Consider the following 13,324-nt stretch of genomic DNA (forward strand, 5'->3'; position numbering starts at 1 on the left):
ACGTGGCGCGCTGCTTGAGCCGGGTCCCATGGTTCGGTTGGTGCGTAGGCGTTGATCAGGTCTTGCAACGGGTTGGCTCGCGAACGCGCGATCAAGGCTTCCGCTTTGGTACGGAAGGTACTGGCCAGATCTTCGATCATCGAATCGGGAAACTCTTGCAGTCGGCCGATGCGGCTGAGAATGTCTTGGCGTTGAGGTGGCGGAAACTGTGGCAGGATGGCGGCTGCTTTTCGCGGGTCGATCGATGCCATCACGACCGCGATGGTTTGTGGATGTTCGCTTTGCAAAAGTCCGCGGACATCCTCGTTGGTCAGCGAATCGAGGAAGCTGAAGGAGTGCGTCTTGGAGGTGGTGTCAGCGGAAAAGGAGGCTCCCGCCGGAGATGATTCCGATGTGGAGCGGGCCGGAGACGCCGAGGAATCTCGTTGCGACGCGGTTCGACTGAACACAATTTCATCGATCGAGTTCCCCGATTGGCCCGGCCGACCCGAGTTGGTTCGGGTTTGGCGGATGGAACCGGTGAAGGATTCCAGGGCCCGTTTGTGTTCCAGCGGATCGACGTCATTCAAGGACGCGACCTCGTATTGCAGGCGTTGCTGCGATTCAACGGGTAATTCACCCAGCAATTTCGCGGCGATTGGCCGAGGCAAATTTTTCAGAACGATCGCCACACGTCGCAACGAAGCGGCGCGGCGAGCGTCATCGTCAGAGCGAGGGGAGGCGGCAGCCACGAGGACACCTGGATTGCGAAAGGAAAAACCGGGCAGAAAAATTGCGAGCATCGGATGCGATCCTGCCCAGTTCGGTCATAGTGAAACTCGGGGGCCCGCGTGAAGGCCGAATTGTCTCGATCCCCCCAGCCCGCTAAACTTGCAGCCAACAACCCGCCCCCGATGAAACGCCGTTTGACGGGCACTGGCGGTGGGTTGGACACCAAGTGGGTGGCATTGGTCATCCAATCCTGTATTTCCTCCTGTCGTCCTGAGCAAACTCACATGTCAGCCATCACCGAGCAAATGCAGGGTGAAGTATTGATCGTTGGATTCACCGACAATGCCCTTCGCGATGCGCAACGGATCGAGGTTGTGGGCCGCGAAATGCAAGAGATCGTGCCCCAAGCGATTCACAAAAAAATGTTGATCGATTTCTCCGGTTTGGCGTTCATGTCGTCGGCGATGATCAACAAACTGATCCTCCTCAATAAAAGCTGCAAAGCTCAGGGCGTGGCTCTGAAGTTCTGCAATGTGTCGCCGTTGGTGATGGAAGTTTTCCGGATTGTGAATCTGGGAAAACTGATCGATATCCAAGGTGATCAAGAAGTGGCCGTGGCCAGCTTTGATAAAAAGGGCTGGTTCGGCGGCAAGAAATGACGCCCGCCGGCGATCCCACTCCTGATGCGTCCTCGGATTCTTCGGAATCCGGATCTGACCCATCGCATTCGCGATGGATGCGGTTGCTCGAGGCCGAACGCCAGTCAATTGCGGGCGATCTGCACGATGAATTGCTGCCCTACCTGTTCGCTGCCGCGGGATCTCTCGCGTCGCTGCAGCGGCAGAATCCGGAGTTGAAAGACGCGCTGCAACAACCCGCTCAATGGATCGATCGAGCTCGCGAAATCGCTCGCCAGATCATGAATGGCGCGGCGCTGCCGGGCGACCTTTCGGTGGGCCCGTTGGTGGCGGCAAAACAGTTCCTGGATTCCGTGGTGCTGGCCAATGAGGATTCCAAATCGCTGGCGGTCCACTGGAAGCAGTTGGATGCCAGTGCCCAATTCGCTTGGGACGAGACGCAACTGATCGCTGTTTACCGGATTGTTTGCGAAGCGGTGCGCAATGTGGTCCGTCACGCGAATGCAAGCGAGTTGGTGGTGGCCTGGGAAGCGGCCCCGTCTGGCTGGATGGTTTCCGTTGAAGACAATGGCAAAGGCTTTGACTTGGAAACGGTTTCCAAGTCATCGCACGGGATCACGCTGATGCGAGAGCGGGCCGGTGCGGCAGGCTTGCATCTTCAGATCGTTGGGGCCGAGGGACAAACCGGCACCCAAGTGATTGTGTCCGAAATGCCGTAGCGCATCTTGCGCCACGGCCAGCTTGTGATCGTTCAGCCAACTTGGCGACGGGCCACGACGGCTTTTCCTAAATCGCTGAGCAATTGCTCGGTGGTTTCCCAGCCGATGCATGCGTCGGTCACGCTGAGGCCTTGGACTAACGGCGAGGCACTGAGTTTTTGATTGCCTTCGAGCAGGTTGCTCTCGATCATCACACCCATGATGCGATCGTCACCCTCGGACACCTGAGCGCAAATGTCCCGACAAACGTAGGATTGTCGCGCGAAGATTTTGCGACTGTTGGCGTGACTACAATCGATCATGATTCTTGGTGGCAAGTCCGCTTTTTCAAGCAATGCGGACGCCATGTCGATGCTGGCGGCATCGTAATTGGTGTGCTTTCCACCACGCAGAATGATGTGGCAGTCTGGGTTGCCAGTTGTGGCGAAGATCGCCGAGGTGCCTTCTTTAGTGACCGACAAAAAGTGGTGCGGACGACGAGCGGAGCAGATCGCATCCACCGCGATCTGAACGTTGCCGCTGGTTCCGTTTTTGAATCCGACTGGGCAAGAAAGCCCGGACGCCAATTCACGGTGTCCTTGGCTTTCGGTGGTGCGAGCCCCGATGGCACCCCAGCCCACCAGATCGGCCACGTATTGAGGGCTGATCAGATCCAGGAACTCGGTTCCGGTCGGCAATCCCATCGCGTTGATGTCGCGGAGTAGACCTCGAGCGGTTCGCAGACCGTGGTTGATTTCGAAGCTGTCGTCCAGTTTGGGGTCGTTGATCAGACCCTTCCAACCGACGGTCGTGCGTGGTTTTTCGAAGTAGACCCGCATGACGATCAGCAAGTCATCCGCGTACTTTTTCTGTTCCACCGCCAATTTTTCTGCGTATTGGCGGGCAGAGTCTGGATCGTGAATCGAACACGGCCCGACGACGACCAGCAAACGATCGTCCTTCTTTTGAAGCACATTTTGGATCGCAGCACGCCCGTCAGCAACGGTTCGTGAGATTTCGTCGCTGGCCGGGATTTCCGACAACAGTTCACTGGGGGACATCAGGTTTTTGATGGCGCCGATACGAAGATCATCGGTGCGGATCATGAGCTTGCAGTGGGTTCAAAAGGAAAGTGTGGGGGAAACGTATCGTAGTTCAATTCCAAAAGATTGGAACGAGCCTTCTCTTCAGCCACTGCGCGGCGACCGCGCCGGGACGCGGATCGCTTCGCGGGGGCATGTCTCGGTTCATGGTTCCGGTTCAGCGGCGGGCCGTTGGAGAGTCACATGAATGTGATCCACGTCGATTTCAACGCCAGGACCCGGGCGGTCGATCAGAAGGCTAATCATCTTGATCCGCGACAGATCGAGTTGGCGGTCGTCGGGGCCGTGGAGTATGGATTGACGAGGGAAAATCACGTGCTGAGGTTCGCCCGCTCGAAGTGTCACAAAGTGTTTGGCAACATCGTTGTGGTAGTCCCTGTGGTCTTCGTCGATGACCTTGACAATCAATTCCCACGTTCGATCGACCGGCAAACCGAGTTCGGACGCGGGGGCTGCGGGGGGCTCGAGAGACGATGTTGCATTCAGGACGATATCCAGTTCCAACGTTTCCACGTCGGACCAATCCGATGCGACTTCCAACAAGGTCATTGCCGGGTGCGGAGCATCTTTGGGCTTCCACCGCAGGGCAAATTGACCGTCGGTCACGTTGGATTGGGTTTGTCCGCGCCAACCTCGATCGAAATGCCACCGGGTGATTTCAATGGGTGTTTCAAACGAAGCGATTTGGGGGAAGTCGGATTCGACTTTCAAGCAGTCGCGGATGATCTGGAAGGACCCCCACCACGTTGTTGCGATGAAGAGAATTCCGAGCCATTGCAGCGAGCGTCGCCAGAGCGTGGAAGCCAACCCACTGGCGACGAACCAAACCGAGGCCGCCAGAATCCCCAGACCGTTGGCAAGGGTGTCGTGCACGGTCGCCGAGCGACCCACCATGCCTTGGATCATTTCGACCAAGACCCCCGCCACGAACAAGGTGGTGGCCACCAGGACCAGACGCCGCGTCCATGCGGGCGATGCGAACACGTGAGGCCGAAGCGACTGCAGCAGCACCAACGTCAACATGGTCAGGCCCGCGAACAGTGGGGCGTGCGCCATGTCGCCAATCGATCCAGCCATCCGACCGGAGACGGGCATCGGAACCAGCAACCCAACCAACGCCACCAAGAAGCAACCCGGCAGCGCCAACCAAATCAAGCGTGAAGAGGATTCGCTCTGTGTCACTATCGTCGCAGGTTGAGCAGTTCGTCGATGAGCTGCTGGGTGGTCGTGATCACTCGGCTGTTTCCTCGGTATTGGGTGCTGGCGAGAACCAGTTCGACCAAGTCCTTGCCGATGTCCGTGTTGGACAATTCCAAGGCACCACCGATGACCGTGCCGATGCCATTTTCGCCGGGCTGGCCGGTGACGGGCAAACCGGTGTTCACGCCTTCCGCGTACAGGTTCAAACCACGTGCTTCCAAACCGGCGGGGTTCGCAAATCGGGCCAATTGCAGTTGGCCCAAGTCACGCGAAATACCGTTGCTGAACACGCCGCGGATCGTGCCGTCTTCGCCAACGACGAAGCTGTTCAGAACACCGGGTTCACTCCCGTCCTGTTGGGTCGCCGCCAAACTGGCTTCGTCGGTTGCCAAACCTGACACAAGCGAGAAGTCCATTTCGAATTCCAATGGCGAAACACTTGGTATGCCTTGGCGGTTGATCGAAACGGTTTCTTCAGTTGCGGTCACGAAGTTGCCGTTTCCATCAAACTGAATCAGGCCCGTGCCGACCGTGATGTCGGTGCTTCCGGCCACCGCGTTGTCGGGGCTGTCGGCGTACCAACGATAGATGGTGGCTTGGTCGGTACGGCTTTCCAAAGTCGCGGAAACACGCACGTTGATTGGGACACCGAGTGAGTCATAGACCACGAAGTCACTGGACGCACTTTGCCCGATGGCTTCTTGTTGCACACCGAACGCCAAGTTGGGCGTCGTGACTTGCCCCAGTTCGTCGGTCAAACGGAAGGCGGACAGTTCGATGTCAACCGCGTTGGCTTCACCGTTGTTGGACACAAGCCGGATCCTGCCGTCTTGGATATAGGCCCCGGCCGTCAATTCGCCGGTTTCGCCTTCGATGTTGTTTTCGGATCGCGGAATGGGATTGGCCGAGTCGATTTCGAGCGTCTGGATTCCCGAAGCATCTTCGATGAAGTCCAGCAAGTCCTGCATGGTGCTGGTCGAGGTGATTTCCAGTTCTTTGGTTCCCAGGTTTGCACCACCTTTCCGACCGGTGTAGCTCAGTGTGCCTTCACTGAAGACTTGTTCGTAGGTCAGTCCGTCTCGGCGAAGCACGTCGGTTAAAAGTGTGTTGGAGTTGACCGATGGGCCATCCATGTCCAACAGTTGATTGCCAGAGACGCTCAGATCTGAAATCTGTTCGTCTGTGGCGGAGTCCGTGAACGTATCACCGGGAGCAACTTCGCCGACCAAGTAAAAGTTGTTTTGGTCACCGGAAAGGTTGCGGTAGATTCGCACCGAATCGTAGGCGGGGAAACCACCACCGGCTGGCGGCGTCGGAGGCGTCGGGAAGTCACTCAGTGTGATCCGGCCATCGACGACGCTGGTGGGGCCCAGGTACGAACTCGGACGACTTTCGGGGTCGCCGGAGCTGTAGTAGGTCACCATGTAGGTGTAGTTGCCAGTCAGCGTGTCTTCATTGATCTCCGTTCCTGACAGGGCCGTGGAGCCGTCATCGTTGAAGCTGCCACCGGAGGCCGCGGAGGCCAGGAATTCAAAATCCGTTCCATTGGCGCTGGTGCGATAGATGTTCACAGTCGGAAAATCACCCCCGAGCGGATCCTGGGGCAAATTGCTCAGGTCCACGCTGCCGTTGGTTCCAACCGTGAAGGAACGCGCGGCGCTAGGGGCTGATTCGTTGCCACTGGGATCGACCAAGGCAAATTTGTATTGATACGTTCCGGCGGTCAACGATCCGGCACCCACCGTTCCAACCACAGCCGCGTGATCGGCAATGGGCGAGGTGTCGACGGACACGCCGCTGACGTCGGGGCGTGGGACTTGGCTGTCACCCAGGTGAAGGCTTTCAATGACTTGTCCTGCCGAAGCCACGTCGCCTTCGGGAGTCAAAGTGCCTTCGAACGAGACGTTTTCGGTTGCCTTTGCGACGGTCTTCGTTCCCAAGGGAACCGTCAGTGGAACCAGCGAATCGGTTTGCAAACGGAATTGCTCGTCGATGCCGTAACCGAGCAAACGCTGGCCGGTGGCATTGACGAGTTCGCCATCGCTATTGAGTTTGAAGATACCGTTTCGCGTGTACAGCTTTTCGCCGTCGGCAGCTTCGACTTGGAAGAATCCGTCACCCTGAATTGCCAGGTCGCTACTGCTGCTGCTGATTTCAATCGTGCCCTGGTTGTGGTTGGCAGCGATTTCCGCGACCTGAACACCCAAACCAATTTGTCTTGGGTTGGTACCACCGTTGTTGTCCGAGGGACCTGCCCCGAGCGACAACGTTTGAAGAAACTGCGTTGCAAAGACGGCGTCCGAGGACTTGAATCCGACCGTTTGCGAGTTGGCGAGGTTGTTACCGATCACATCGATTTGTGTCTCGGCAGCACTCAGTCCGGTCAGGGCAGTCGTCAGGGCTGATTGAAGTCCCATCGGCGAACGTCTCCACAGTATTCAGTAGGTCTTGCAACGCAAACTCAACCCTGTAGATCGGCCGATTCAATCGGCAAACTTTACTCAGTTTGAATTTGTCGGATATTCTCTATTTGCATCGTCTTCTGACCCACGTGAACTTTGACTGAACGCGTTTGGTTGTCGTCATTTGTTTCGACCGTGATCTTCTCGACCACACCCGTTGTGTCGGTCGAGTCATCCGCCAACCCCGTCACGGTGCGTCCGATCAGCCCGCTGGCGGTGACCAGTTGCTGACTGTTGGAAAGATCGCTCAATGTGGTGGTCAGTTCGTCGGTTGCACCAATTTCGCGAATCTGTGCGATCTGTTGGACCATCTGAGCGTTGTCAACAGGATCCAAAGGGTCTTGGTTCTGCAGTTCGTTGATGAGCAGTTGCAGAAAGCTGTCGACATCCAACGAGTTGTATCCCTCGTTTGCACTGTCGCTGATTTGAGCGGCCTGTTCGCTGGACGAGAAGCTCGCCGCGGCGGAACTGGTGACTTGACTGGCAGCAGACATATTCGCATTTCCAAGTTGGTGAAGATCCGCGCACGCGAAAGCGACGTGGCGACGATCGCTTGCATAGCAATTTTGGGGGACATGACGCGAGTCCACTTCTGAACGTCGGTTTTTCGGTCTTCATTGGTCCGCCCATTTCTACCTATCGGCGAACTGACCGCTTCCTCTAAACTCGCCCGAACGTGACCGAGAATGATTCGAGGTCCGCCCTTTCGACGCACAGCCACCGGAACGGAGTCCTTCGGCATGGAAGCCAAAAACATCCGCCAATTCGTACCTGCACGTCTCGATCTTCAGAGATGGCTGAGCAGCGTCGTGGTCTGTTTCGCGGTCTTGGCAGGCACGACCGACCAAGCCGACGCGGCCAACTATCGAACCCGGAATTTCATCGTCGAAGCCCCCAACCAGCAGCTAGCAAAAGCCGTTGGGGACGCGGCTGAAAAGTATCGCAACGATCTTGCGAGTTACTGGACCGGACGGCCTTTGCCTCCGTGGCCAACCCCCTGCCCCGTTCGAGTGGTTGCTGGCAATCTTCCCGCCCAAGGCGTGACCACCTACAACCCCGCTCCCGTTCGCGATTTCCAAATGGAAGTCGTCGGAACCCCCGAGCGAATCCTTGATAGCGTGTTGCCTCACGAAGTCACTCACACGGTCTTGGCGACTCACTTTGGTCGACCCTTGCCACGTTGGGCTGACGAAGGCATCTGCACCACCGTCGAACACGAATCAGAAAAAGCCAAGCATGAAGCTAAGCTGCGTGAATTCCTATCCACGCGTCGCGGCATCGCGATGAACCAGTTGTTCCTGTTGACCGAGTACCCATCGGATGTGTTGCCGATGTATGCCCAAGGTTACTCCGTGTGCCGCTTTTTGATCGAGCAACAGGGGCCCGAGACGTTCATCGATTTCTTAGGCGAATACATGCAGCGTGGCTCGTGGACCAACCATGTCCAGAAACATTACGGCTACGATTCGCTGGCTGAACTTCAGGAGTATTGGTTGGCTTGGGTGGAAGCCGGCAGTGGCCCGGTCGCTCAGTTTGCCAAACGCACACCTCGCGGAACTCAGCCTGGTTCGACCGGCGACATCGCTTTGGTGAGTGCGACTGGATCGACCAACCCAGCGGCTCGTTCGCATGTCGCACCTGCCACGGCACTGGCGGCAGCGGATTCGATGCAACGCCAAGGGAGTGCCGAATCGGGGTGGAAAAGCACCAACCAACTGGCGTCCGCTGGCAACACGCCGGCAGCTTCCAGTGGTTCGTCCTCTTGGTACGTCCGACAACTCAATCGCGACGACGATCGTCCCGCAGTGGAATCGATTCCCGCCGGATCGAGTTCACCCATCGCGCAGGCCAACCCGAACAACTTAAGCGGCGATCTATCGAAGTCTCGTTGGATGCCGCCATCGGTGAAATCCAGTGGCCGCTATTCGGTGTCAACTCCGCAAGGCGAAAGCAGCGGTTCGTTTGGTGGCAATCGCTGGCGTTGAGCTGACGATTGAAAACATCGCTTTGATGAGGATTTGATGGCGTCGACCGCGTCCAGCGAGCCGTTTGTCTTTGCACCCAGCGGGTCGGTTTCCACTGACTCGCCGGGGACTTCTTCCTCCGTGCGCGGTTCGGCCCAGACCAGGCCGGGGCCGACGACACCTCATCCGTTGGTCGACCAAGCTCGGCAAGAGATCACTCAAATTGTTCGCGAGGTCGCGGCGGCCACCCATCAGCCTCGCAAACGTTCCGATTACTTTCGTTTTCTTGCCGACCGCGTGTTGCGTGCGATGGCTGGTCATGGCGTGGTGATCTGGACCCGCCCTCTGAAAGGAGAATCCACCGCCAACGATTACACCGCGGAGCATCGTCTCGGTCGTGTGACGGATTTGGCTTTGGTGGATGCCGCCGAAAAGGTGCACCAGTGTTTATTGGCGGAAGTCGCAATAGGCGGTGCACCAGTCGTCGTGCCGCCAACGCCCGGGGCAGACCAAGTGGATGTTCCCGCCAACCCGCTGCCCTACCCGGCAGCGATTGTGCCAATCAAGATCGACCCATCTTCCGCGATCCCCGAAGGATTGATGGAGGTCTTCTTGGACGAAGGAGGGACGGCAGCCAGCCAACGCGGCAGCCTTCGCTTCCTTGCTCAAATGTCGGATCTAGCCGGCGAGTTTCTGCGTTTGCTGCGACTGAAAAAACTCGGTCAACTGCTGGAAGCGACAGATCGAGTTGACATGGTTGTGCAACGCTTGCACCGGATGACCTCCACAGGCATGATTCAAGCTGCTTGGGTGGACGCGGCTGCGGAGTTGTTGCGTTTGCCACGCGTTGCTCTGTGCCGAGTGGATCGATCGGCACCGCAAATCGTTGCTGTCAGTCATGTCCAACGCATCGATCAATACAGCGATGCCGCGAAAGCGATCCGGGCGGCGACTGCGATTGACCTGGAGCCTCATCACGGAATTTGGTTCGCCAGTTGCGAGCGATCGTCAAACGAAGGCAATTCGAAAGCAGACGGTGAGGCCGCTGGTCCGTCCGCCTTGGCCGCTCACTTCAATCGTGAGCAAACTGCCAGCGTCAATGCATCCTCCAAGGAACCATCTTGGGTGGTCGCCGCTCATCCGGATTCGCAATGGAGGATCGTGGGATTTCGATCCGAGGAGACGGAACACCTGGCGGAAGACATCTACTGGGGCACGCTGAATCGGTTGCTCACCGGTGGTGCCTCGGCTTGGACGGCCGCCCGCCGGTTGGAATCGCTTCCCGGTGGCCGTTGGTTTTCGAAATTGTTTGTCGAACCCGATGCGGTCAACTCGGTGACGCCTGCCCAATCACCTGATTCCATTCCGAGTGGCCGGCGGACGCGAGTCGTGCATTCACAACTTCGCCGATCCGCGACATGGATGGCTGCCGCACTGACGCTCGCCATTTTGGCTTGCTTGCCGATGCCCAGTTTAGTGCCCGTCACCGGAGTCATTCGACCGGTTGAGCTGGATACCTATCACGCCGCCAGCGACGCGGTGGTGGAATCGTTGCACGTCGAACATGGACAGTGGGTGCAGAGAGGTGAATTGCTGGCCACACTCACATCGGCGGACCTGCAAGAACAAGAAACCAGTTTGCTGGGACGCCAAGCCGTTTTGTTGCGTCAACAGGAACAAGTCAACCAAACGCTGATGTCTCGGCCCTCGGTTCAGTCTTCTGCTGAACCGGTTTTTGACGGACGGGAGGTGGAAGAGGAGATCGCATCCATCGATCGGCAATTGGAAATCATTCGCGAATCCAAGGAACAGTTGGTCTTGGTCGCTCACCGTGACGGACGGGTGGACGCCTGGCGCATTCAAGAGCGATTGGCGAATCGACCACTCCGCCGTGGCGACGCGGTGTTGAGCGTGATCGCGGAAGACTCACCGTGGGTCGTCGACGCCCGTGTGCCGCAAACTCGATTGCAAACCGTCGACAACGCTTGGCAATCCAAAAAACTCACGGCGGAAGTCGGAACGGCTTGGTCCAGTGAAATGAATCTTGCCGCGACTGCACAACGATTTGGTCCAATCGTGCCGGATCCCACCGATGGAACGCCTTCGGTCGTGATGCGGTTGGGGCTGGAACAACCGCCATCACTCGGGGATCAACCGCTCGCCGAAATGCCTGCCCGAGTGACGCTGCATTGCGGACGCACTCCGGTGGGATGGTTCTTGGTCCAAGACGTGGTGCATTGGTGCCAGGTCCAATGGGGAGGATATTTCTGATGCGAACTCGTATGCAATCCATGTCGTGTTGGATCGTCCTGTTGGGCATGTCGACGGCCACGATCGATGCTGCGGAGCCGTTGGATCACGAGGGCGTGCAAACCAACGTCGTTGAAGTCCGTGATGTCGTGGTTGACTTTAGCCAACAGGTCGATGTGCCGGCGCTGCAGAGCGGTGCCGTGGCCGAATCCAACGTGCAGCCCAACCAATTTGTTCATCGAAACGATGTGCTTGGGCGATTGGACTCACAGGCTTTGGTGATTCGTCGTCGTGCGGCGTCGCTGCGTTACGAATCCGCCAAGTTGATCACGAGCGATGATCTCGAACTGCGATTCGCGGAAACATCACTCGCCGAAGCGGAAGCTGAACTCGATGCGAGCAACGCGACCGATCAGAAATTCAACGGAGCGGTTTCCTCGAATCAATTGCGGCGAATGCGTTTGGCGGTGGAACGTGCCCGTTTGGAAGTGGCTCGGACAAAGAAGGAAATTCGCCGAGCCGAGATCGAAACGCAGTTGGCTGCCGCGGACTTGGCATTGATCGATGAAGAGTTGGCTCAACTCAATTGCGTCAGTCCGATTGATGGCGTCGTCCTAACAGTCCATCGCGAACCAGGGGAATGGATCGCGAAAGGCCAACCTTGGGTTACGGTCGCTTCCGCGGGCGAGTTGACCTTGCATGCACTGGTGGATGCCGATGAGCTTTCGCCGGCGACTTGTGTCGGTTTGGATGTCAGCGTCCATTGGGGAAGCGAAGCCGATGGGACCGCGAAAATGCTGGCAGGCAAAATCACGTCGGTGGATCCGACTCGTTTACCCGGCAATCGTTTCCGTTTGCATGCGGAGGTTCAAAACCGACGACAAACCCATGACGGATCGGTGCCGCCGCGAACTGCCATCGTGCCTGGATCAGGACATAGCGTCGACCAGCACTGGCAATTGTTGCCGGGTGCCCAAGTCACCCTTCGGATCTATCGTTCGAGAGACGAAATGGCTTGGCGATTGGGTCGAGATCGCTCGTCGTTTCGCGGGAATCTGCGGTGATGAGTGGTTCCGGGCAATCCATCAGCACCGCCGGAGACACATCGGCTCTGCGTCAGGATTTGCACGCGTTGCCTTTGCCGGATGGTCGCGGACTGGTCATTGTTGATGACATCGGAGGACGATTTGCTCGCACGACCAAACGCATTTGGCGATCGCTGCAAGGTTCCGCTTCTGCAGAGTCCGATGCATCGCCCAACGATGCGATGTTTTGGCAGCAAGCCAAGGCGGCAGGTTGGCTGAAACGAACGGGGGTGGAGCCATCGGCCACGCGACCTCTTTGGCGGCAGTCACCGCTTTCGTTTCGTATCCCGCTCGCATCGATTGATCCGGTGGCTCGTCGCTTGGTCCCAATCAGCGGGCTGGTTTTTTCGCCTTTGGCGGTGGTCTTGTTCAGCATCGCCGGATTGGTGTCGTTGCTGTTTTGGATCGTGCGTTGGCAGCAATGGGCAGGTTCCGTGCCTTCACTGCAAAACCATTTGGCATCGCTGCAACCACTGACAATCGCCGTCACCTTCGTGCTTACCAAAACCGCTCATGAACTGGGGCATGCGGTGCTTTGTCGGCGGCTTGGTTCTCGTTGCGGAGTGATCGGGATTTGGTGGTTGTGCTTCATGCCCTGTCCTTACGTCGATGTCACCGATGTGTGGCGACAACCCAATGCGGCGCGGCGCGGCGCGGTGATGGCCGCTGGCATTTGGGTGGAGTGGATCATCGCCATGGTGGCGTTGTGGGTTTGGTGGTTGGCGCCGTCCCATGAAGTTCGCATGACGGCGATGAACATCGTCTTGGTTTGTGGTGTCAGCACGGTGTTGTTCAACGCCAACCCGCTGATGCGATACGACGGCTACTTCATCCTGAGTGACCTGTTGGACACGGCAAATCTACGCGAGGAAGCACGGCGCGGCGTGCGAGCGATTCTCGTGTCACCTTTGTCCGGCTGGCATCGATTGGGGAAACGAGTTTGGTCGATGGCGGGCTATCACATCGCGTCGAAGCTGTACCGGATTTCCCTCAGCATTGCGATCGCCACGTTTGTGTTGCAGTGGGCAGCGGGCTGGGGATTGTGGCGAATCGCGGTGGTGGTTGTCGCTCTCGCGGTCATTCGTTTTTTATTCAGCAGCATGCGGAATCTGGTCTCCATGGTTCGTGGATGTGGTGCTTGGATGGGGATTCGGGGTGGACGACGCTTTGGGTTAGCGGGCTGTGCTTGTTGGGCTGCGATTCTGATCGCGGT

Annotated in this window: 9 protein-coding genes and 2 pseudogenes; 6 read left to right on the forward strand and 5 right to left on the reverse strand. The window is 57.7% G+C overall.

What is annotated here, in order from left to right; translation table 11 throughout:
• Positions 1-782: pseudogene (locus tag ACF8AM_RS02440) on the reverse strand (flagellar motor switch protein FliG); the annotation flags it as partial.
• Positions 783-893: 111 nt separating this feature from the next.
• Between ACF8AM_RS02440 and ACF8AM_RS02445 the strand changes: the two are divergent.
• Positions 894-1,370, forward strand: a complete 477-nt coding sequence (locus ACF8AM_RS02445; RefSeq protein WP_392554110.1) for an STAS domain-containing protein — start codon at positions 894-896, stop codon at positions 1,368-1,370.
• On the forward strand, positions 1,367-2,068 hold the full coding sequence (locus tag ACF8AM_RS02450) for a sensor histidine kinase (RefSeq protein ID WP_392554111.1): 702 nt from the start codon (positions 1,367-1,369) through the stop codon (positions 2,066-2,068). Before ACF8AM_RS02445 ends, ACF8AM_RS02450 begins: the two co-directional genes overlap by 4 nt.
• 32 nt (positions 2,069-2,100) lie before the next feature.
• Here the strand turns inward: ACF8AM_RS02450 and ACF8AM_RS02455 are convergent, their stop codons facing one another.
• The 4 genes from ACF8AM_RS02455 to ACF8AM_RS02470 form a co-directional block, all read right to left on the reverse strand.
• Positions 2,101-3,153, reverse strand: coding sequence for a 3-deoxy-7-phosphoheptulonate synthase (locus ACF8AM_RS02455; protein ID WP_392554112.1), 1,053 nt, complete (start codon positions 3,151-3,153; stop codon positions 2,101-2,103).
• Between the two features lie 141 nt (positions 3,154-3,294).
• Positions 3,295-4,206, reverse strand: coding sequence for an antibiotic resistance protein VanZ (locus ACF8AM_RS02460; protein WP_392554118.1), 912 nt, complete (start codon positions 4,204-4,206; stop codon positions 3,295-3,297).
• Positions 4,207-4,331: 125 nt separating this feature from the next.
• Positions 4,332-6,767 (reverse strand): flagellar hook-basal body complex protein, encoded by a 2,436-nt coding sequence (locus ACF8AM_RS02465; protein WP_392554113.1) that lies wholly within the window; start codon positions 6,765-6,767, stop codon positions 4,332-4,334.
• Between the two features lie 80 nt (positions 6,768-6,847).
• A complete protein-coding gene (locus tag ACF8AM_RS02470; protein WP_392554114.1) occupies positions 6,848-7,306 on the reverse strand; it encodes a flagellar hook assembly protein FlgD in 459 nt (152 codons plus the stop codon).
• A 246-nt stretch (positions 7,307-7,552) separates the two neighbouring features.
• Between ACF8AM_RS02470 and ACF8AM_RS02475 the strand changes: the two genes are divergently transcribed.
• From ACF8AM_RS02475 to ACF8AM_RS02490, 4 genes and pseudogenes are all read left to right on the forward strand, one after another.
• Entirely contained in the window at positions 7,553-8,797 is a 1,245-nt protein-coding gene (locus tag ACF8AM_RS02475) for a peptidase MA family metallohydrolase (RefSeq protein WP_392554115.1), read from the forward strand.
• 36 nt (positions 8,798-8,833) lie between these two features.
• Positions 8,834-11,047: an HlyD family efflux transporter periplasmic adaptor subunit gene (locus ACF8AM_RS02480; RefSeq protein WP_392554116.1), complete on the forward strand. Its 2,214-nt coding sequence runs from the start codon at positions 8,834-8,836 to the stop codon at positions 11,045-11,047.
• Positions 11,047-12,090, forward strand: a complete 1,044-nt coding sequence (locus ACF8AM_RS02485) for an HlyD family secretion protein (RefSeq protein ID WP_392554117.1) — start codon at positions 11,047-11,049, stop codon at positions 12,088-12,090. Before ACF8AM_RS02480 ends, ACF8AM_RS02485 begins: the two co-directional genes overlap by 1 nt.
• Positions 12,090-13,324: pseudogene (locus tag ACF8AM_RS02490) on the forward strand (peptidase M50); the annotation flags it as partial. The gene ACF8AM_RS02485 and the pseudogene ACF8AM_RS02490, both read left to right, overlap by 1 nt.

Origin of the sequence: Rhodopirellula sp. JB055 (assembly GCF_043100905.1) — a bacterium.
Classification (GTDB): domain Bacteria; phylum Planctomycetota; class Planctomycetia; order Pirellulales; family Pirellulaceae; genus Rhodopirellula.